Here is a 20,642-nt window from a genome sequence, read left to right as displayed (position 1 = left end):
AACAATTTCGATCAAGCATCAAGAGGACTACCAACATGATTATTTACGGTGTGGCGTTTCTGGCCTTGTGTACCTTGGCGGGCCTGTTTGTCGGCGAGCTGCTGGGCAAATGGATGGGCATCCCGGCCAACGTCGGTGGGGTGGGGATTGCGATGTTGCTGCTCATCGGCCTGGGTAGTTACCTGGGCAAGCGTGGCCTGTTTACCGGCAAGTCGGAGCAGGGTGTGAGCTTCTGGGCGGCGGTGTATATCCCGATTGTGGTGGCCATGGCCGCCCAGCAAAACGTTTATGGCGCCATCAGTGGCGGCCCCATGGCGATCCTCGCCGGCACCTGTGCGGTAGTGGTGGCATTTGCCCTGGTGCCGGTGCTGGTACGCATCGGCAACCGTGAGCCGGATGCAGTCGTCACTACCAAGTCGGCAGGGTGAGCGCCATGTACGAATCCTTGATGAAAGTCATCACCGGTTACGGCCTGATCAGTGGTTTTGCGGTGATCGGCCTGACCATGTGGGTGTCCTACTGGATCAGCGACACCTTCACCAAAGGCCGCTTGCATGGTTCAGCCATCGCGATCCTGCTGGGGCTGCTGCTGTCCTATGTGGGCGGTGCGTTTACCGGCGGCTCCAAGGGCGTGGTGGATATCCCGCTGCTGTCGGGCATCGGCCTGCTGGGCGGGGCGATGCTGCGCGACTTTGCCATTGTGGCGACCGCGTTTGGGGTGAGTGTCGATGAGCTCAAGCGTGCCGGATATGTGGGTGTGCTCGCACTGTTTGTGGGGGTTGGCTCGTCATTTATTGCCGGCGTGGGCGTGGCCATGGCGTTTGGCTACACCGATGCGGTGAGCCTGACCACCATCGGTGCCGGCGCCGTGACCTATATCGTCGGGCCGGTGACCGGGGCGGCGATTGGGGCCAGTTCCGAGGTGATGGCGCTGTCCATCGCAGCGGGGTTGATCAAGGCCATTTTGGTGATGGTAATGACCCCGTTCGTGGCGCCGTTGATTGGCCTGAACAGCCCGCGCAGTGCGGTGATCTTCGGCGGCCTGATGGGCACCTCCAGCGGCGTGGCCGGCGGTTTGGCGGCGACCGATCCGAAGCTGGTGCCCTATGGCTGCCTGACGGCGGCGTTTTATACGGCGCTGGGGTGTTTGTTGGGGCCTTCGTTGTTGTTTTTGATGATGCGGGGGTTGGTGGGCTGATTCGCTAATCTCGATTGAATGTTCGGGCCTCATCGCAGGCAAGTCGAATCGTCGCACCGCAGCTCCCACATTGGAATGCATTTCAAATGTGGGAGCTGGTTTGCTGCGATGGCGGTTTCAACCCTGCCGATTGGCGTACATCCGACACTCCGCCAACAACGCCAGCAAGTTCGGATCACGCTCTTTGGCCTTCAAGAACACCACGCCAATGTGCTGCTGCAGCCGGTAGCGCGCCTGCAACGGGATCAGCTTGACCCGGTTCTCATACACCGCCGCAATCCTTCCCGGCAGCAATGCATATCCCACCCCCGAGCTGACCATGCTCAGCAGGGTGAAGATGTCGTTGACCTGCATCGCCACCTTCGGTTCGAACCCTGCCTGCTTGAACACTCGTTCGCCGTCCTGGTGGGTGGCGAAGCCTTGGGTCAGGGTGATGAAGGTAGCGTCGCGCACTTGGGCCAGGTCGATTTCCTGTTCGCGGTCCAAGGGCGAGTCGGCGGGGGTGGCGAGGTAGATATCATCGGAAAACAGCTGGATCTGCGCGCAGTCCGGCTCCACCGCCTGGTCGTCGAGGGAGATCAGGATCGCGTCGACTTCCATGTTCTTGAGCTTGTACATCAGGTCGACGTTGGAGCCCAGGATCAGGTCGATATTGAGCTCGCTGCGGCGGATTTTCAGGCCCATGATCAGTTGCGGTACGGTCTTGACCGTCAGCGAATACAGGGCGCCGAGCTTGAAGCGTTCGGCGGAGAAACCGGCGGCTTCGCGGGTCAGGCGCACGCTGTCGACCACGTCCTGTACCAGCTTTTGCGCGCGTTCTTCGAGTACGTAGGCGCTTTCCAGGGGCGTGAGGTTGCGCCCTTCGTGCTTGAACAGTGGGCAGCGCAGGGCGTTTTCCAGGGAGTGGATGGCCCGGTGCACGCTGACATTGCTGGTCTGCAACTCGGCGGCGGCGCGGGCCAGGTTGCCGGTGCGCATGAAGGCCAGGAAGATTTCCAGCTTCTTGAGGGTGAACTCTTCGTCGATCAGCATGGCGATGACTCTTATTCGAATGCGTTCGATTGTGCCCTTAAAGCGTCGCAACCGTCATAACGGTCTTGCACTCTGGCCTGTCAGGCCTGAGCCTTACGGGGTCGATGCAGCAGTTTTGGAGGTTGGCGATATATGTATCACGGAGAACGATTCAACGCCTGGAGCCATTTGCTCGGCGCCGTGGCGGCCTTTATCGGCGCGGTGTGGATGCTGGTGGTGGCGAGCATGGATGGCAGCCCGTGGAAAATCGTCAGCGTGGCGATCTACGGTTTTACGCTGCTGGTGCTGTACAGCGCCTCGACGGTTTATCACAGCGTGCGCGGGCGCAAGAAAGCGATCATGCAGAAGGTCGATCACTTTTCGATCTACCTGCTGATCGCCGGCAGCTACACCCCGTTTTGCCTGGTGACCCTGAACGGGCCTTGGGGCTGGACGTTGTTCGGGATTGTCTGGGGCCTGGCGGTGATCGGGATCTTGCAGGAGATCAAGCCGCGCTCCGAGGCGCGTATCTTGTCGATTGTGATTTATGCGGTGATGGGCTGGATTGTGTTGGTGGCGGTCAAGCCATTGATTGCCGCGCTGGGTACGGATGGGTTTATCTGGCTGGCGTCGGGCGGGGTGTTGTACACGGTGGGGATTATCTTTTTTGCCTTGGAACACCGTTTGCGGCACTCCCATGGGATCTGGCATCTGTTCGTGATCGGCGGCAGCCTGCTGCACTTTGTGGCGATCATGGGCTACGTGCTCTGAATGTGGGAGCTGGCTCCTACAGGGTTCTGTGGTGTTTTAGAGGCGGTCTAGCTGCTCTTGGGCACGACTGCCAAAGATCTCCAGCAGGCTCGCCAGCATATGCGGCGGCGGTTCATCGGCGCGGGTCAGGGCATACAAGGTGATGGGCAGCGGTGGCGCCAATGGGCGGATGCAGGTGCTGTCGGTGGACGCGCCCAGGGCGGTGAAGGGATCGATCACCGCTAGGCCGGCGCCGGACTCCACCATGGCCCGGGCCAGGGAATAGGTCTGCACCGAGATCCGCACCTTGGGCGGCGGTTCGACCGCTTCGAGGTAGCTGTCGAGCCGCGCCGACAGCGGGTCGGCACTCGACAGGCCAATCAACGGCGCGCCTGCCAGGGCCATCAACGGCAGGGGCTTGCCCCGCTCCGCCGCAGGCCAGAAGCCCTGTGGCGCCAGCGCTACCAGTACGCCGTGGGCCAACGCCTGGGCTTTGAGCCCTGGATGGTCCGGGGACTTGAGGGTCAGCGCCACATCCATCTCGCGCATCAACAGGTTTTGCACCAGCTCGCGGCTGTGGGCACTGGACAGCTCGCAGGCGATGTCCGGATAGCGCTGGGTCCACTCGCCAATTGCCGGCGGCAACAATGACAAGGCCAGGGCCGGCGTAGCGCCGATGCGCAGGCTTTGGCCGGGTGCGCGGCGCAGGTTCTGGGCAAGGCGCCGCACGCCTTGCAGGCTTTCGCTGACCTTATCGACTTCACGCTCCAGGGCCAGGGCTTCCGGGGTCGGCTGCAGCTTGCCGCGTATACGCAGGAACAGCGGGAAGCCCAGTTGCAGTTCGGCGTGTTGCAACACTTTGGTCACCGCTGGCTGCGAGACATGCAGCAACTGCGCGGCGGCGCTGACCGAGCCGGTCTGGCGGATGGCCTGGAAGATTTCGATATGACGCAAGCGCATGACGAGTCCATAACCTTTGTTTATAGGTGGCCCATCTTTATTCATTGTCCGGCGCCTGTCACCTGCCCCTAACCTTGGACACTCATTACAAGGTTCGGGAATCGACATGGCTCAGCAGGTTTGCATCATTGGCGGTGGGGTCATCGGTCTGGCGAGCGCCTATGCCCTGGTGCGCGCCGGTATGGACGTGACGGTGGTCGAGGCCCGCGACAGCCTGGGCAGCGAGACCAGTTTTGCCAATGGCGGCCAGTTGTCCTATCGCTACGTCGCGCCGCTGGCGGACAAGGGCGTGCCGTTGCAAGCCATTGGCTGGCTGCTGCGCGGTGATTCGCCGTTGAGGCTGCGCCCGCGCCTGGATCCGGCGCAATGGCGCTGGATGGCCGCGTTCCTCGGCGCTTGCCGGGCCTCGGTGAACAAACGCAACGCCGGCCACCTGTTGCGCCTGGCCACGTTGAGCCAAGGCATCTTGCAGCAATGGCGCGAAGAAGATGGGCTGGACGGTTTCGACTGGCAGCGCAACGGCAAACTGGTGACATTTCGCAGCCATCACACCTTTGAACACGCTCGCAATAAGGTGCTGGATCGCCTGCAGCAACAGGTCCTGTCGGCGGCCGATTGCACGCGCCTGGAACCGACCCTGGGCGCGAAGGATTTTGTCGGCGGGATCTACACGCCCAATGAAGAAGTGGCGGACTGTCACCGCTTCTGCCAGCAGTTGGCAGCACGCCTCGAAGCGTCGGGCCGTTGTCGGTTTGTGCTGGGGCGCAAGGTCACGGGTATCCGCCATGCCAACGGCACGGTGCAGGCAATCGAGCTGGGCGAGGAGGTGATGCCGGTTGAGCACCTGGTGTTGGCGGCGGGGGTGCGCAGCCCTGAGCTGGCTTTGCCTGGGATCGCACTGCCGCTGTACCCGCTCAAGGGCTACAGCCTGAGCGTGCCGATTGGCGAGCAGCACGCCGCGCCGAAAATCAGTATCACTGACTATGACCGCAAGATCGTTTACGCAAAGATCGGCGAGCAATTGCGGGTGGCGGCGATGGTCGACATCGTCGGCTTTGATACGGGCCTTGAGCCCAAGCGCCTGGCCCTGATCAAGCGCCAGGCCTGTGAGACGTTCCCCTTGGCCGGTGATTACAGCCAGGCCATCGAATGGGCCGGCATGCGCCCGGCCACCCCCAGCGGTGTGCCGCTGATTGGCGCCAGCGTCTACCGCAACCTGTGGCTCAACCTTGGCCACGGTGCCTTGGGTTTCACCCTGGCCTGTGGCAGCGGCCAGGTATTGGCCGAACTGATCGGCCAGCATCCCCCTTCCATTGATATGCAGGGCCTCGCGCCCCGCGCCGCATAGGACAGTGCAATGACCATCACCCGGATCAACAGTAATAGTCGCCTGTCGGGCGCCGTGACCTTCCAGGACCTGGTATTCCTCTCCGGCCAAGTGCCGGACGAAGGCCAGGACGTCACCACCCAGACCCACGAGGTGCTGGCCAAGATTGACGCGCTGCTGGCGCAAGCCGGCAGCGACAAGGATCATCTGCTCAACGCGACCATTTACCTGAAGAACATCCAGGAGGGCTTTGCGCCGATGAATGATGTCTGGTCCGCCTGGCTGACGCCCGGCCAGGCACCGACCCGCACCACCCTGCAGGCGGAGCTGGCACGTCCGAACGTGCTGGTGGAAATCAGCGTTATCGCTGTCCGCCGCCCATAACAAAAACACCAACGGAGAATAACAATGCAAAAAATCACGTTGATCGGCACTGCGCTGGGGCTGTTGTTGACGGCCCAGGCTCAGGCCAATGAAACGCCACTGACGGGCACCCTGGCCAAGGTCGCGAATGCCAAGAGCATCACCCTGGGTTATCGCGATGCGTCGGTGCCGTTTTCCTATGTCGGTGACAACACCGGCAAACCCATGGGCTATTCGGTGGACCTGGCGAGCAAGATTGTCGAGCGCATCCAGCAGAAGACGGGCGTGCCCCAGCTCAACGTGAAGTACAACCTGGTCACCTCGCAGACGCGTATTCCGCTGGTGATCAACGGCACCGTGGACCTGGAGTGCGGTTCCACCGGGGTGACGGCCGAGCGGCAGAAGCAGGTGGCGTTTTCCTACGGCTTTATCTACGTGAAGGGCCAGTTGCTCACCGCCAACGACAGCGGTATCCAGCGCTTTGCCGACCTGCGCGGCAAGAACGTAGTGACCACCGCCGGCACCACCAACGAGCGGTTCCTCAAGAGCTACAACCATGAGCACAAGCTGGATATGGCAGTGATCAGCGCCAAGGACCACGGCGAGGCGTTCCAGATGCTGCAGTCGGGTCGAGCCGTGGCGTTCTATATGGATGACGCGTTGCTCTATGGCGAGCGCGCCAAGGCCAAGGACCCGCACAAGTGGGTGGTCGTGGGCGAGGAGCAGTCGCGGGAAATCTACAGCTGCATGGTGCGCAAGGACGACCCGCAGTTTCTGGCGGTGGTCAACGAGACCCTGGGCGAGCTGTACAGCTCGGGGGAAATCAACGGGATTTACCAGCGCTGGTTTGAACAGCCGATTCCGCCGAAGGGCTTGAACCTGGAGTTCCCCATGACCAGCGAGCTGAAGGCGATTATTGCCAAGCCGGTCAGCGATCCGGTGGAGTAAACAGGCGAGCACCCGATCAAAACTGTAGGAGCTGGCTTGCCTGCGATGGCGGCATCAAGGTCTGCGCAAGACTTGCGGGCCTCATCGCAGGCAAGCCAGCTCCTACAGTTTGATTGGGTTTGCATGGTGGGGTTAGAAGTCGCCCCAGAGTTGTTGAGCGACTGATAACGCGACTACGGGCGCGGTCTCGGTGCGCAGTACCCGCGGCCCCAACCTTGCGGCGTGGAAGCCAGCGCCTTGCGCGGCCTGGACTTCGCCATCGGTCAAGCCACCCTCCGGCCCGATCAAAAACGCCAGGCTCGACGGCTTGGCATGGCTCACCAGCGGCTCGGCCACCGGGTGCAGCACCAGCTTTAAATCCGCCTCGGCCTGTTTCAACCAATCGGCCAGCAACAGCGGTGGGTGAATCACCGGCACCGTGGAGCGCCCGCATTGCTCGCAAGCGCTGATTGCAACCTGGCGCCAGTGCAGCAGGCGTTTGTCGGCGCGCTCGTCCTTGAGGCGCACTTCGCAGCGCTCGCTGAAAATCGGCGTGATGGCGTTGACCCCAAGCTCGGTGGCTTTCTGGATTGCCCAGTCCATGCGCTCGCCACGGGACAAGCCCTGACCCAGATGAATGTGCAAAGGCGATTCCACCTGGCCGGAGAAGGCTTCGGTCAGTTGCACGGTCACGCGTTTTTTTCCGACTTCCAGCAGGCTGCCGCGAAATTCCTGGCCAGAACCGTCGAACAGTTGCACGGCATCGCCTTCGTTCATGCGCAGCACGCGGCTGATGTAATGCGCCTGGGCTTCGGGCAACTCGTGGTCGCCAAGGCTTAGCGGGGTATCGGTGAAAAAACGGGACAGTCTCATTTCTGTTCTCGGGAAAATGCAAAACCTGTGGGAGCCGGGCTTGCCCGCGATGCGGCAGGCCAGGCGCCAGATTAATGGGGTGGGTTCAATCAGCCGGGGTCGCGAAAGCCTGGGTGAAAGTCTTTCGGTACGGCCACGCTGACTGTGCTGTTGGTGGCGATATCAATGCCTTCAGTGGCCACTTCAGCGAGGAAGTCGATCTGCTCCGGGGTGATCACATACGGCGGCAGGAAATACACCACGCTGCCCAGGGGCCGCAGCAATGCACCGCGTTCCAGAGCGTGTTCGAACACTTTCAGGCCGCGCCGTTCCTGCCAGGGGTAGGCGGTCTTGGTGGCTTTGTCCTGCACCATCTCGATGGCCAGCACCATGCCGGTCTGGCGCACTTCCGAGACATGGGGGTGATCCACCAAGTGCGCGGTGGCCGTGGCCATGCGCTGGGCCAGGGCCTTGTTGTTCTCGATGACGTTGTCTTCTTCGAAAATATCCAGGGTCGCCAGGGCCGCGGCACACGCCAGCGGGTTGCCGGTGTAGCTGTGGGAATGCAGGAAGGCGCGCAGGGTCGGGTAGTCGTCGTAGAAGGCGCTGTACACATCTTCGGTGGTGACCACAGCGGCCAGCGGCAGGTAGCCACCGGTCAGGGCCTTGGACAGGCACAGGAAGTCCGGGCGGATGCCCGCCTGCTCACAGGCGAACATGCTGCCGGTACGGCCGAAGCCGACGGCGATTTCGTCGTGGATCAGGTGTACGCCATAGCGATCGCAGGCTTCGCGCAGCAGCTTGAGGTAAACCGGGTGGTACATGCGCATGCCGCCGGCGCCCTGGATCAGCGGTTCGACGATCACGGCGGCGACGCTGTCGTGGTTGTCTGCCAGAGTCTGTTCCATGGCCTGGAACATGTTGCGCGAGTGTTCTTCCCAACTCATGCCGTCGGGGCGCAGGTAGCAGTCCGGGCTTGGCACCTTGATGGTGTCCAGCAGCAAGGCCTTGTAGGTTTCAGTGAACAGCGGCACATCGCCGACCGACATCGCGGCGATGGTTTCGCCGTGGTAGCTGTTGGTCAGGGTGACAAAGCGCTTTTTGTTCGGCTGGCCGCGGTTGAGCCAGTAATGAAAGCTCATCTTCAATGCGACTTCGATACACGACGAACCGTTATCGGCATAGAAGCACCGGGTCAGGCCTTCGGGGGTGATCTTCACCAGGCGCTCGGACAGCTCGATCACCGGTTGGTGGCTGAAGCCGGCGAGGATCACGTGTTCCAGTTGGTCCACCTGATCCTTGATGCGCTGGTTGATGCGCGGGTTGGCGTGGCCGAACACATTGACCCACCACGAGCTGACGGCATCGAGGTAACGCTTGCCTTCGAAGTCTTCCAGCCATACGCCTTCACCGCGCTTGATCGGTACCAGCGGCAGTTGCTGGTGGTCTTTCATCTGGGTGCAGGGGTGCCACAACACGGCGAGATCGCGTTGCATCCACTGGTTATTCAAGCCCATCTTTGCGTCTCCTCGAAGCGCTGCCACGACCTGCGCAGGCAAAACAATCGCGCAAGCCTATGCAATGGCGGGCTGTGTCACAACCCATGAACGGTGAATTGGCAGTAAATGCAGGACGGTCTGTCACGTTTGTGCTCAATAGTCCTTAATCCCTGGTTAATTTAGTGTTCATAGGCTCAACATCGGATAAATCGATATTTCACAGCAAAATTTTCCGCTTTATATCGATAGGTAAAGCGCTAGTCTTGGGCACGGCTCTTACGGGATTTGGGGAATGCAACTACGAAACACATCGACCCGCTACGGCTGGGTCAGCATTGTTATCCACTGGAGTGTGGCACTGGTGGTGTTCGGTCTGTTTGCGCTGGGCCTGTGGATGGTCGGCCTCGACTACTACAGCATGTGGCGCAAAGACGCGCCGGACCTGCACAAAAGCATCGGCATTACGCTGTTCGCGGTGATGCTGGTGCGCATTGTCTGGCGTCTGCTCAGCCCACCGCCGCCAGCGTTGGCCAGTTATAGCCGCATGACCCGTATCGGCGCGGCGTTTGGTCACGCGTTCCTGTATCTCGGGCTGTTTGCCGTGATGATTGCCGGCTACCTGATTTCCACCGCAGACGGTGTCGGGATCCCGGTGTTTGGCCTGTTTGAAATTCCTGCCGTGGTTTCCGGTCTACCGGACCAGGCAGACGTAGCCGGCCTGGTGCACTTTTACCTGGCCTGGGTGCTGGTGGTGTTTGCCGGCCTGCATGGCGTGGCCGCCTTGAAGCACCACTTTATCGATCGTGACGCGACCCTGGTTCGTATGCTGGGGCGCAAAGCCTGATGTTCAACCTCGACTCACAAGGAATAGAAAGTATGTTGAAAAAAACTCTCGCCGCTCTGGCAATCGGTACTGCTCTGCTGTCTGCTGGTCAGGTGATGGCTGCTGACTACGTGATCGACAAGGAAGGCCAGCACGCCTTCGTCGACTTCAAGATCAGCCACTTGGGCTACAGCTACATCACCGGTACCTTCAAGGATCTGGATGGCAAGTTCAGCTTCGACGCTGCCAAGCCTGAAGATGCCAAAATCGAAGTGAATGTGCGTACCGCCAGTGTTTTCAGTAACCATGCTGAGCGTGACAAGCACGTGACCAGCAAGGACTTTCTGGAGGCGGGCAAATTCCCTGACGCCAAGTTTGTCTCCACCAGCGTTAAGCCAACCGGCAAAAATGCTGATGGCAAGCTGACCGCCGATGTGACCGGTGACCTGACTTTCCACGGCGTCACCAAGCCAATCGTGGTCAAGGCTACTTTCCTGGGTGAAGGCAAGGATCCATGGGGCGGCTACCGTGCAGGCTTTGAAGGCACCACCAGCATCAGTCGCAAAGATTTCCATAAAGACGGCATGGACGTTGGTCCACAGTCCGACAAAGTTGAGTTGTACATCACCTTTGAAGGTGTAAAAGCGAAGTAATCCTTCGTCTGTAGGAGCGAGCTCGCTCGCGAAGAACGCATGAGCGCCGCGTGCGTTCAGCAGGTCTGCGTCATCGTTGACGATCTTCGCGAGCAAGCTCGCTCCTACAGTAGTTTGAAGGCATAAAAAAACGCCCCGTATCGCAGGATACGGGGCGTTTTTTATGCTTTTGACAACCTAGCGGTTGCGAGTCAGCAACGCTGGTTTTTCACCACGAGGGCGGCCTGGCAGTTGATCCAACTGTTCAGGTGTCGGGAAGCGATCGCTTTTCGACTCCTTGTGGATGATCTTCGGCGTAGTGCCGCTGCGCGGGTTCTGCACAGCCGGCTCGGAGGCGCGTGGCTGCTCATCACGGGCAGGGCGGCGGTTGCGCGACTCTTCGCGACGGGCCTGGCCATCACGCGGAGCGCCGTTACGCGGACCATTGCGCTTGGCAGGCGGGGTGCCAGTGGTGGCGCCGTTGCTGCTGCGTGGACCGTTCTGGCGACCCTGCGGCTGGCCACCGGTGCGCGGAGCACCTGCGGCGGCGCCCTGTGCCGGGGCACCTGGGCGGCGGCCACGGCCTTGGGCCGGTTTGGCTTGGGGCACGTAGTCAACGCGGTTACCGAAGTTATCCACATCATCGTCGAGGAACTCGTCCGGTGCGCGGTCGGCTGCGGCGCGTGGCGGCTGGCTCGGCTGGCGCTGTTCGCGGGCCGGGGTGCCTTCACGGGGCTTTTGCTCGCGGGCTGGGCGTTCGCCACGGCCGTTGGTAGGCGCCTTGTCCTTGCCGCCCTTGTCCTTGCCTTTGTCGCGACGACCACCGCCACCACCGCCGCCGTTCGGGCCATCGCCCTTGGGACCACGTGGGTTGCGCGGGTTACGCACATCCGGACGCTCGCGCACTTCCGGCTTTTCGGCTTCTACGGTGCTGGCATCGAAGCCCATCAGGTCGCCGTCGGCGATTTTCTGCTTGGTCATGCGCTCGATGCTTTTCAGCAGTTTTTCTTCATCCGGGGCGACCAGGGAAATGGCCTCGCCCGAACGACCGGCACGGCCAGTACGGCCGATACGGTGCACGTAGTCTTCATCGACGTTTGGCAGCTCGAAGTTGACCACGTGTGGCAGTTGGTCGATATCCAGGCCGCGGGCGGCGATATCGGTGGCGACCAGGATCCGTACGGAGCCGGCCTTGAAGTCGGCCAGGGCCTTGGTCCGCGCGTTCTGGCTCTTGTTGCCGTGGATGGCGACAGCGGTGAGGCCATGCTTGTCCAGGTACTCGGCCAGGCGGTTGGCGCCGTGCTTGGTGCGGGTGAACACCAGCACCTGTTCCCAGGCGCCGGCGGTGATCAGGTGGGCCAGCAGCGAGCGCTTGTGGCTGGCAGGCAGGCGGAACACCCGTTGCTCGATACGCTCGACCGTGGTGTTGGGCGGCGTGACTTCGATGCGCTCGGGGTTGTGCAGCAGCTTGCCGGCGAGGGCGGTGATGTCGTTGGAGAACGTTGCCGAGAACAGCAGGTTCTGACGCTTGGCCGGCAGGCGCGCGAGGACTTTCTTCACGTCATGGACAAAGCCCATGTCGAGCATGCGGTCGGCTTCGTCCAGCACGAGGATTTCCACGTGGGACAGATCGACGCTGCCTTGGCCGCACAGGTCGAGCAAACGACCAGGGCAGGCGACCAGCACGTCAACCCCACGGGACATGGCCTGAACCTGTGGGTTCATGCCGACGCCGCCGAAGATGCAGGCGCTGACGAACTTCAGGTCACGGGCGTACAGCTTGAAGCTGTCATGCACCTGTGCGGCGAGTTCGCGGGTAGGGGTCAGGACCAGTACGCGGGGTTGGCGCGGGCCGTGACGCTGGGATTTGTCCGGGTGACCGTTGGGGAACAACCGCTCCAGAATCGGGAGGGCGAAGCCGCCGGTTTTACCAGTACCTGTCTGAGCCGCGACCATCAGGTCGCGACCTTGCAACACGGCGGGAATAGCCCGCTGTTGCACCGGAGTAGGCTCGGTATAGCCCGCTGCCTCGATGGCGCGGACTAAAGCCTCGGAGAGACCGAGGGAAGCAAAGGACATGAGTAATCCTGTTTGTAGTTAGGGCTTGGCCCAAAGGGATAATCTTGCCGGGCGCGAATGGCGTTTAGAGGAACGCAATCCCGTCCGGTCCTGCTGGGGCTGGCAGGCACTCCAACGGCTCGCGCGGGCTGCAAAGCTGCGCAGTAGCGGGGTTGGATGCCTGTGATACGACCACAGCGGCCGGGCGTAAGCCTGGCGGAAAGGCCGGAGTATAACAGAGCAATCACTGCGCGCTGCTTTCCTGCTGCTCAACGGTGTCGTCCAGCCGCGGCGCCGGGGGTATTTGTACGCTGGCGCCGGTATATTTCGCACTCAGGGCCGCATAGCCGGGCTCTTGCTTGAAGCGCTTGAGCTCGGCAGCAAAGCGCTGCACCAGCAGGTCCATGCCCGCGCCCCGGCGCACGGCGAGGAATTGCTTCTGGCTGCTGATCACCGGCGAGGCCTGGGTGACCTGGTGTTCCAGGCCCAGTTCCTTGATCACATGCTGGCCGACCCTGCGGTCGGTGATCACCAGATCAATCCGGCCACGGGCCAGCTTGCCGAAGTTGGCCTCGTGGCTGGGGGCCGGCTCGCGGATAAACAGGCTGGATTCGCTGAACCCGGCGCTATACAGGTAGCCGGGGGAGGTGCCGATGGTCAGCCCTTTCAGGTCATTGAGGGTCTGGAACGGATGCGGGCGCTCGTTGGCGTAGAACATCACAAACTCAACCTGGGATAGCGGTTCGCTGGGGTAAAGCAGTGCGGCGTCGCGTTCATGGCTGTGAAAAATATCCAGCGCGCCATCGGCCAGGCCCTGGTCGAGCATGGCCAGGCAACGTTTCCAGGGCAGGAACTGCCATTGCACCTCGATCCCCAGGCGCTGGAACACGATAACGGTGGTCTCGTAGTCGAGCCCGCGCATCTGGCCGTTTTCTTCGTAGACGTAAGGTGCCCAGGGTTCGGTGACAATGCGCAGTTTCTCGCCATGGGCGGTCAGGCTCAGGCAAGTGAAAAGAATAGCGCTCAACAACTGGAGAATGGCGGGCATACCCTGAGGTTACGACTGTCTCAGGTTAAAGAGAAGCTCTGGATCGGGGATCTGCGGGCGGCAAACCTGAACTTTTATTGTGCCGCCGACCCGCAAGGAATCCGGGGCGGCGGTACAAGGTGCAGCCTCAGCGTGGCAGCTTGAGGTTGTTCCAGATCGCCAGGCTTGGGTCGGCCTGGTTCAGGGTGTAGAAGTGCAGCCCCGGTGCGCCACCTTGCAGCAAGGTCTCGCACATTTCACTGATGACCTGCTCGCCGAAGGCCTGGATGCTTTTGACGTCATCGCCGTAGGCTTCCAGCTGCTTGCGTACCCAGCGTGGGATTTCTGCACCGCAGGCGTCAGAGAAGCGCGCCAGCTTGCTGTAGTTGGTGATTGGCATGATGCCCGGCACGATCGGGATATTCACGCCCAGGGCCTGCACGCGCTCGACAAAGTAGAAGTAGCTGTCGGCGTTGAAGAAGTACTGGGTGATCGCGCTGTTGGCGCCAGCATTGGCCTTGCGGACGAAGTTGTTGAGATCGTCTTCGAAATTACGCGCCTGCGGGTGCATTTCCGGGTAAGCGGCCACTTCGATATGGAAGTGATCACCGGTTTCTTCACGAATGAAGCTCACCAGGTCATTGGCGTAGCGCAGTTCGCCGCTGGCCATGCCCATGCCGGATGGCAGGTCACCGCGCAGGGCGACGATACGCTTGATGCCGGCGGCCTTGTACTGGGTCAGCAGGCCACGCAGGTCGTCTTTGCTGTCGCCCACGCAGGACAGGTGCGGAGCGGCGGGCACCTTGGCCTCGCTTTCCAGCTGTAGCACGGTGTTGATCGTACGATCACGGGTCGAGCCGCCTGCGCCGTAGGTGCAGGAGAAAAAATCGGGGTTGTAGCTGGCCAACTGCTTGGCAGTCGCCATTAGTTTTTCATGCCCAGCATCGGTCTTGGTCGGGAAGAACTCGAAGCTGTAGCGACGGTCTTGGGACATGGTAATACCCTTGAAAACTCATAAAACCGGAAGACATACACCGTCAATGTGGGAGCGGGCTTGCTCGCGAATGCGGTGTGCCAGTCGTTACTGCTTTGACTGACACTGCGCATTCGCGAGCAAGCCCGCTCCCACACAAGCCCGCTCCAGCAGGGAGAGAGCCGGTTACTTAGTAGCGGTAGGCGTGCGGCTTGAACGGACCTTCGACGGTCACGCCGATATAGTCGGCCTGGGTCTTGGTCAGTTGCGTCACGACGCCGCCGAAGCCGCGGACCATTTCCAGGGCCACTTCTTCGTCGAGTTTCTTGGGCAGTACTTCCACGGTCAGGCGCTCGGCTTTCTGGGCTGGCGACAGGTCGGCGTATTTCTGGCCGAACAGGAAGATCTGGGCCAGTACCTGGTTGGCGAACGAGCCATCCATGATGCGGCTTGGGTGGCCAGTGGCGTTGCCCAGGTTAACCAGGCGGCCTTCGGCCAGCAGGATCAGGTAGTCGTCGTTTTGCGGGTCGAAATCGCCAGCGCCGGTACGGTGAACCTTGTGCACCTGAGGTTTGACTTCTTCCCATGCCCAGTTCTTGCGCATGAAAGCGGTGTCGATCTCGTTGTCGAAGTGACCGATGTTGCACACCACGGCGCGCTTTTTCAGGGCCTTGAGCATGTTGGCATCGCACACATTCACGTTACCGGTGGTGGTCACGATCAGGTCGATCTTGCCCAGCAGGGCTTTGTCGATGCTGGCTTCGGTGCCGTCATTGACGCCATCGATGAACGGCGAGACCACTTCGAAACCGTCCATGCAGGCTTGCATGGCGCAGATCGGGTCAACTTCGGAAACCTTGACGATCATGCCTTCCTGACGCAGGGACTGGGACGAACCCTTGCCCACGTCACCGTAGCCGATCACCAGGGCTTGCTTGCCCGACAGCAGGTGGTCGGTGCCGCGCTTGATCGCATCGTTGAGGCTGTGACGGCAGCCGTACTTGTTGTCGTTCTTGCTCTTGGTCACCGAGTCGTTGACGTTGATGGCCGGGATTTTCAGCTCGCCCTTGGCCAGCATGTCCAGCAGGCGGTGTACACCAGTGGTGGTTTCTTCGGTCACGCCGTGGACGCGGTCCAGAATAGCCGGGTACTTCTTGTGCAGCAGCTCGGTCAGGTCGCCGCCGTCGTCGAGGATCATGTTGGCATCCCAAGGCGCGCCATCTTTGAGGATGGTTTGCTCCAGGCACCACTCGTACTCTTCTTCGGTCTCGCCTTTCCAGGCGAACACCGGGATACCGGCAGCGGCGATGGCGGCAGCGGCCTGGTCTTGAGTCGAGAAAATGTTGCAGGACGACCAACGCACTTCGGCACCCAGGGCAACCAGGGTTTCGATCAGCACGGCAGTCTGGATGGTCATGTGGATGCAGCCGAGAATCTTCGCGCCCTTGAGCGGCTGTTCAGCGGCGTACTTGCGGCGCAGACCCATCAGGGCTGGCATTTCGGATTCGGCGATAAAGGTTTCGCGACGGCCCCAGGCAGCGAGGGACATATCGGCGACTTTGTAGTCGGTAAAACCTGCAGGCGTGATTACAGCGCTCATGAAGAGCCTCCATTCGTAGTGTGCGAATGGGCGCCGTTGTGCGTTTAGTATCCAGCCAAGACAACCCGGCTGGGCAACGCCCCATCCGAGCCTGACAGGCCAGGGCCTGCTGCAGCGCCCCTCGGACAGGTGGCGGGAGAACGGTATCAATCGCAGATGACCGTTTTGAAACGGTGGCGATTATAGCCGCCTGTGCCCGACTTCCCAAGCCTTTCTGTCGGGCTCATGAAGATCGCTCATGGCCGTGATAGGCAATGGCGCATAGAGCTTGGGCCGGCGCTCTGCCATGATGGCGCCCATCATTCGGCAAGACGCTTTGGAGTGAACATGAACTTCCACACCCGCAAATGGGTAAAACCCGAAGACCTCAACCCCAACGGCACCCTGTTCGGTGGCAGCCTGCTGCGCTGGATCGACGAAGAAGCGGCGATCTACGCCATTGTTCAGCTGGGTAACCAGCGCGTGGTGACCAAGTACATCTCCGAGATCAATTTTGTCAGCGCCTCGCGTCAGGGCGACATCATCGAACTGGGCATCACCGCCACCGAATTCGGCCGCACCTCCATCACCCTGACCTGTGAAGTGCGCAACAAAATCACCCGCAAAAGCATCCTGACCGTGGAAAAAATGGTCTTCGTCAACCTCGGCGAGGACGGCCTGCCAGCCCCCCACGGACGCACCGAGATCAAGTACGTGAAGGATCAGTTCCAGGACGACAACCTGTCTGAATAACCTCGGCCCGGCCTGATTTGATTTACCAAATCTGTCCGGGCGGATCGCTTCCAGGCTTTCTCTGCACTCAGGGCCACATCCTGTAGAGAGAGCACGCAATGAAAGTGACCGCCAACCCGGCTGCCAACGCGCAGTCGTCATCGCAGCTACTGCCGCCGCCCCCCGCCCAAGGCATCAAGACCCCCTTGGTCGAGGGCGTCGGCCCCCGAAGGCTGAGCCTGTTCCGAGACAGTAATGGCCAGGTGGAGGTGGTGCTGTCACCACCTGCGGTCAGCCATCTGGTGCTCAGTGGCGGTGGGGCCAAGGGCATCGCCTTTCCTGGGATGGTGCAGGCGCTTGAAGAAACCGTGAGGCTGCCAGGCATCAACGCGATTTCTGGCTCATCTGCCGGTGCGATTTCTGCAGCGCTGCTGGCCAGTGGCATGGGGGCCAAGGCCTTTGGCACGCTCTCAAATGGCATTGACCTGCCCAGCCTGCTCAACAGCCAAGACCCTGTGACGGCCTGGCTGCAAAATGCCGGGGCAAGCCTCGGCAAACTTGCCGGGCGGCTGCCAGGCCCGGCGGGCAATATTTCCCAATTGCTGCTGACCATGATGCCGCGCCTGCAAACCCAGGCGCACTCGCTTGAAGACATGATCCGTAATGAGTCACGCAAGTCGATCCTGGCCCATATTGCCGACATGCCCAGGGCAAGCCGCCCCGGTGAAGTGATGAAAATCGCCGACAGGCTGAGCGCCGGAGGGGCGCCTACCTTTGGTGATCTTGAGGTGCTGAGCAGGCATATCCCGGCGATCAAGCAACTGAACATCACGGGAACCGGCATGTTCGATGGCCGCCCGCAGTTGGTGGTGTTCAACGCCAGCCTGACTCCGGATATGGACATTGCCCGTGCCGCGCACATCTCCGGCTCCTTGCCGGTGCTGTTCAAAAGCCCTGCCGAGCAAGGCCATGGATTCCAGGCGCGGGGTGAAGTCACTTTTTTCCAGGACGGTGGTTTGTTACTCAACACCCCGGCGCCCGGGGTGATCGAGCGCTCCTTTCCCGAGAGCCCGCTGAGCCAGCAGGAGTCGTTGATCGTCAAATTTGAGTCCCAGGCTCCAGCGGCGCAGAAGAAGAGTGGCAGCGTCATGAGCAACATTGCCGACAAACTGACAGGCACTGCTCATACGGCCGCAGGCGCCTATCAGCAGCAACGACTCAAGGAATTTGATCAGCAGACCGTGGTGCTGCCGCTCAAGTCCGACAAAGGTGACTTTCGTGAACTGCTCAGTGGCACGGTCAACTTCACCATGACCGCCGAGCAGAAAAAGCATTTGCAGGTCCAGGCCCGGCAAGCGGTGATGCAACACCAGGAGCAGCGCAGCAAGGTGCGTGAGCAGCATTTGTTCGGGTCATTGGACGACGCGGTACTGGCGATGGACGATGCAATGCTTGCCAGTGTGCAAGCGGCGCTCCAAAAGGATCCCGCCGCGGCGAATGTGTTGCGCTTTCGCAAGCAGGCACAGCAGGCGTTGCAAGCTCTGGACGCGGCAATTACCGAGGCCAACAAGGCAGGCAATACCTTGGGCTTCACGCCTGGTTTGCTTTCTGTGCTGCGTAACCTGGATGCGCTCGTGACTCGGCCCCAGCATATCGAGTGGCTGGGGCGGCGGCTTAATGCCCCTGGGCAGCATAATTTCCAGCAATTGTTGCAGGTGGTTGCCAGGCGCAATCAGGGGGCTGCCACGCCAACCTCCAAGGTCATGGCCAGTGCGCTGGCTGAAATGCAGCGGCGGGATATCGCCGTAAAGGCCGACAACTTCATTCGCGAAGTCATTTACCCCTCCCTCTACCGTGCGGGCCAGCCGGCCGCCAACGTCGAACTTCTGCAACGGGCCGCGCGCGACCTGGCCGAGGCGACGACGCCGGCCGAGTTCAATCGGGTGCTGAACGACATCATTGAACACTATGGCGCGCGTAATAAACCCTGGTCCAAGCCATTGCGCTCGACCACAGTAGAAATGGCCAAGGCCTGGCGCCTACCGCTTTAGTTGCCGGGCCACTGAACAGCCATGGCGCCGGCGTGTCGTAGCTACAGGCTTCCCTTGGACACTTGAGCATCATGGCCACCAACAAAGACGGCAAAACTCCCAACCTGTCGCAGGAAGAGCAGCAGGATGTGGACAAGAACCAACCACCCCGGGCGGCGGTGCTGCATGAAATCATCCGCACCCAGGGCGACCAGGAGCTGGAGCGCAGCGTAGCGGCACTGTGGTGGTCGGCGCTTGCCGCCGGCCTGACCATGGGCTTGTCGCTGATGGCCATGGGGCTGCTCAACTCACGTCTGCCCGATGGCGAAGCCTTCAAGGTAATCGCCAGCTTTGGCTACTGTGCAGGCTTTCTCGCGGTGATCCTCGCGCGCCAGCAACTGTTCACCGAAAACACCCTGACCGCCGTGCTGCCGGTGATGAGCAAGCCCACTTTGGGCAATGCCGGGCGCCTGTTGCGGTTGTGGACGGTGGTGCTGGTGGGCAACCTGTGTGGCACCTTGCTGGTGGCCTATGCGATGTTGCACCTGCCGATCTTCGACACCAAGACCGACCTGGCCTTTCTTGAAATAGGGCGCAAGGTCATGGAAAACGACACCGGCCAGATGTTCGCCAAGGGCATTGTGTCCGGTTGGATGATTGCCACTATGGTATGGATGATCCCGTCCATGGAAAGCGCCAAGATGTGGATCATTATTCTGATCACCTACCTCATGGCCCTGGGCGATTTCACCCACATCGTCGTCGGTTCGGCCGAGGTGTCCTATCTGGTATTTGCCGGCGAGTTGCCGTGGCGGGACTTCTGGCTGGTGTTTGCCGGACCGACCCTGGCGGGCAATATCATCGGCGGCAGTTTTATCTTCGCGTTGATCAGTCATGCGCAGATTCGCAGCGAAGGCAGCCTGCCAGGCAAGAAGGCTGCGGACCCGAGGCATCCGCAGCAGATCGACAAGGATCAGTGAGGCCCAGGTTTCGCGGGTGCATCCGCACGATATTTCGTATAAATAGGTGCTGATACATCGCGAATCACTTTAAGGAGGTTCCATTGCTGGCGACGGCCCTTGTTCTGGTAGCGGCGCTGTTGCATGCGACGTGGAACACCTTGATCAAATTCAGCGGCGAGCGCCTGTTGGTGATCGCCTGCATGGACAGCGTCGCGCTGCTGTTTGTCCTACTAGCGGTGGGATTTGTGTCGCTGCCGCCCCTGGAAATCTGGCCGTGGATCATCGCTTCGGCGCTGTTCGAGTTGCTTTACCGCTACTTGCTGATCCAGGCCTATCGCGTCGGCGACCTGGGGTTGGTGTACCCGCTGATGCGTGGTCTATCACCCTTGGTTGTGCTGGCGTTGACCCTGGTGTTTGCCGGGGAAGTGCTGAGTACGCAGCAGATTGTCGGCATCCTGCTCATCCCGTTCGGCATGCTGTGCCTGTTGTGGCAGGGCGGTGGTGGGGATCGGTTGCCGTGGTCGATGTTGCCGGTGGTGGCGCTGATCGGCCTGTGCATTGGCTGCTACACCTTCCTCGATGGGCAGGCGCTGCGGCGTTGGTCGCACCCTTTGGACTACCTGGTCTGGCTGACGCTGCTCAGCGCCTGGCCCTTTCCATTACTGGCCATGGTGCGCAAGCGTGCGGCGTTCAGCCTGTTCTGGCGCACTCAATGGCGGTTGGGGCTGAGCGTGGGATTGTGCGTGTTGTTGAGCTACGCTTTGGTGCTTTGGGCCATGCAGTTGGGCTCGATTGCCGAGGCCGCCGCGCTGCGGGAAGTCAGCGTGATCCTGGTGGTGTTGTTCGGTATGCGCTACCTGAAAGAACCTTTCGGCCGGTCCCGGCTCTTAGCCTGTGGGTTGGTGTTGATCGGCATGCTCGTGATGAAACTCTAACCAG

The 20,642-nt window shown here is 61.0% G+C and carries 20 protein-coding genes and 1 riboswitch; of the genes, 12 read left to right on the top strand and 8 right to left on the bottom strand.

All coding sequences use genetic code 11. The annotated features are described in order from the left end of the window. Window positions 1–35: 35 nt before the first annotated feature. Both madL and madM read left to right on the top strand, forming a co-directional pair. Complete coding sequence (madL, locus tag JTY93_RS25435) at window positions 36–428, top strand: malonate transporter subunit MadL (protein WP_205476011.1); 393 nt, start codon at window positions 36–38, stop codon at window positions 426–428. Window positions 429–433: 5 nt separating this feature from the next. Then, window positions 434–1,198, top strand: coding sequence for a malonate transporter subunit MadM (gene madM, locus JTY93_RS25430; RefSeq protein ID WP_205476012.1), 765 nt, complete (start codon window positions 434–436; stop codon window positions 1,196–1,198). Between the two features lie 117 nt (window positions 1,199–1,315). On the opposite strand, the gene JTY93_RS25425 is transcribed toward madM, so the two are convergent. Beyond that, complete coding sequence (locus JTY93_RS25425; protein ID WP_205476013.1) at window positions 1,316–2,230, bottom strand: LysR family transcriptional regulator; 915 nt, start codon at window positions 2,228–2,230, stop codon at window positions 1,316–1,318. 132 nt (window positions 2,231–2,362) lie between these two features. On the opposite strand from JTY93_RS25425, the gene trhA reads away from it, so the two are divergent. Further along, window positions 2,363–2,980, top strand: coding sequence for a PAQR family membrane homeostasis protein TrhA (trhA, locus tag JTY93_RS25420; protein ID WP_169991460.1), 618 nt, complete (start codon window positions 2,363–2,365; stop codon window positions 2,978–2,980). A 36-nt stretch (window positions 2,981–3,016) separates the two neighbouring features. On the opposite strand, the gene JTY93_RS25415 is transcribed toward trhA, so the two are convergent. Beyond that, the gene (locus tag JTY93_RS25415) at window positions 3,017–3,919 is read right to left on the bottom strand and encodes a LysR family transcriptional regulator (protein WP_205476014.1); all 903 of its coding nucleotides are present in this window, start codon (window positions 3,917–3,919) and stop codon (window positions 3,017–3,019) included. Window positions 3,920–4,025: 106 nt separating this feature from the next. Here JTY93_RS25415 and JTY93_RS25410 point away from each other — a divergent pair, with 106 nt between their 5' ends. Genes JTY93_RS25410 through JTY93_RS25400 form a run of 3 tightly spaced genes read left to right on the top strand, consistent with a single transcriptional unit; the run spans window position 4,026 to window position 6,557 of the window. Further along, window positions 4,026–5,267, top strand: a complete 1,242-nt coding sequence (locus tag JTY93_RS25410) for a D-amino acid dehydrogenase (RefSeq protein WP_205476015.1) — start codon at window positions 4,026–4,028, stop codon at window positions 5,265–5,267. A 9-nt stretch (window positions 5,268–5,276) separates the two neighbouring features. Beyond that, window positions 5,277–5,630, top strand: a complete 354-nt coding sequence (locus JTY93_RS25405; RefSeq protein ID WP_205476016.1) for a RidA family protein — start codon at window positions 5,277–5,279, stop codon at window positions 5,628–5,630. 24 nt (window positions 5,631–5,654) lie between these two features. Next, window positions 5,655–6,557: a transporter substrate-binding domain-containing protein gene (locus JTY93_RS25400; protein ID WP_205476017.1), complete on the top strand. Its 903-nt coding sequence runs from the start codon at window positions 5,655–5,657 to the stop codon at window positions 6,555–6,557. 132 nt (window positions 6,558–6,689) lie between these two features. Here the strand turns inward: JTY93_RS25400 and JTY93_RS25395 are convergent, their stop codons facing one another. Together JTY93_RS25395 and JTY93_RS25390 are read right to left on the bottom strand one after the other, a co-directional pair. Further along, window positions 6,690–7,409: a 16S rRNA (uracil(1498)-N(3))-methyltransferase gene (locus tag JTY93_RS25395; protein WP_205476018.1), complete on the bottom strand. Its 720-nt coding sequence runs from the start codon at window positions 7,407–7,409 to the stop codon at window positions 6,690–6,692. A gap of 89 nt (window positions 7,410–7,498) precedes the next feature. Next, on the bottom strand, window positions 7,499–8,905 hold the full coding sequence (locus JTY93_RS25390) for an adenosylmethionine--8-amino-7-oxononanoate transaminase (RefSeq protein ID WP_205476019.1): 1,407 nt from the start codon (window positions 8,903–8,905) through the stop codon (window positions 7,499–7,501). A gap of 274 nt (window positions 8,906–9,179) precedes the next feature. Here JTY93_RS25390 and JTY93_RS25385 point away from each other — a divergent pair, with 274 nt between their 5' ends. Both JTY93_RS25385 and JTY93_RS25380 read left to right on the top strand, forming a co-directional pair. Next, window positions 9,180–9,731 carry a cytochrome b gene (locus tag JTY93_RS25385; RefSeq protein ID WP_205476020.1) on the top strand — a complete coding sequence of 184 codons (552 nt, stop codon included), beginning with the start codon at window positions 9,180–9,182 and terminating at the stop codon, window positions 9,729–9,731. 32 nt (window positions 9,732–9,763) lie between these two features. Next, a complete protein-coding gene (locus JTY93_RS25380; protein ID WP_169991474.1) occupies window positions 9,764–10,363 on the top strand; it encodes a YceI family protein in 600 nt (199 codons plus the stop codon). A gap of 177 nt (window positions 10,364–10,540) precedes the next feature. Here the strand turns inward: JTY93_RS25380 and rhlE2 are convergent, their stop codons facing one another. The 4 genes from rhlE2 to ahcY all read right to left on the bottom strand — a co-directional run bounded on the left by rhlE2 (window position 10,541) and on the right by ahcY (window position 16,000). After that, window positions 10,541–12,421: an RNA helicase RhlE2 gene (gene rhlE2, locus JTY93_RS25375; RefSeq protein ID WP_169991476.1), complete on the bottom strand. Its 1,881-nt coding sequence runs from the start codon at window positions 12,419–12,421 to the stop codon at window positions 10,541–10,543. Window positions 12,422–12,644: 223 nt separating this feature from the next. Continuing rightward, window positions 12,645–13,448: a substrate-binding periplasmic protein gene (locus JTY93_RS25370; protein ID WP_205476021.1), complete on the bottom strand. Its 804-nt coding sequence runs from the start codon at window positions 13,446–13,448 to the stop codon at window positions 12,645–12,647. A gap of 127 nt (window positions 13,449–13,575) precedes the next feature. Further along, complete coding sequence (gene metF, locus JTY93_RS25365) at window positions 13,576–14,421, bottom strand: methylenetetrahydrofolate reductase [NAD(P)H] (protein WP_029297387.1); 846 nt, start codon at window positions 14,419–14,421, stop codon at window positions 13,576–13,578. Between the two features lie 169 nt (window positions 14,422–14,590). Next, window positions 14,591–16,000 (bottom strand): adenosylhomocysteinase, encoded by a 1,410-nt coding sequence (ahcY, locus tag JTY93_RS25360; RefSeq protein WP_169991480.1) that lies wholly within the window; start codon window positions 15,998–16,000, stop codon window positions 14,591–14,593. 21 nt (window positions 16,001–16,021) lie between these two features. Further along, window positions 16,022–16,129: riboswitch (S-adenosyl-L-homocysteine riboswitch) on the bottom strand. 198 nt (window positions 16,130–16,327) lie between these two features. Between ahcY and JTY93_RS25355 the strand changes: the two genes are divergently transcribed. The 4 genes from JTY93_RS25355 to JTY93_RS25340 all read left to right on the top strand — a co-directional run bounded on the left by JTY93_RS25355 (window position 16,328) and on the right by JTY93_RS25340 (window position 20,638). Next, window positions 16,328–16,732 carry an acyl-CoA thioesterase gene (locus JTY93_RS25355; RefSeq protein WP_038444074.1) on the top strand — a complete coding sequence of 135 codons (405 nt, stop codon included), beginning with the start codon at window positions 16,328–16,330 and terminating at the stop codon, window positions 16,730–16,732. Between the two features lie 98 nt (window positions 16,733–16,830). Then, on the top strand, window positions 16,831–18,762 hold the full coding sequence (locus JTY93_RS25350; protein WP_205476022.1) for a patatin-like phospholipase family protein: 1,932 nt from the start codon (window positions 16,831–16,833) through the stop codon (window positions 18,760–18,762). A gap of 71 nt (window positions 18,763–18,833) precedes the next feature. Then, a complete protein-coding gene (locus tag JTY93_RS25345; RefSeq protein WP_205476023.1) occupies window positions 18,834–19,721 on the top strand; it encodes a formate/nitrite transporter family protein in 888 nt (295 codons plus the stop codon). Window positions 19,722–19,804: 83 nt separating this feature from the next. Next, window positions 19,805–20,638, top strand: a complete 834-nt coding sequence (locus JTY93_RS25340; RefSeq protein ID WP_029297377.1) for an EamA family transporter — start codon at window positions 19,805–19,807, stop codon at window positions 20,636–20,638. Window positions 20,639–20,642 lie beyond the last annotated feature (4 nt).

The organism is Pseudomonas hygromyciniae (genome assembly GCF_016925675.1).
Classification (GTDB): Bacteria; Pseudomonadota; Gammaproteobacteria; order Pseudomonadales; family Pseudomonadaceae; genus Aquipseudomonas; species Aquipseudomonas hygromyciniae.
This window is presented reverse-complemented; position numbering and strand designations above follow the sequence as displayed.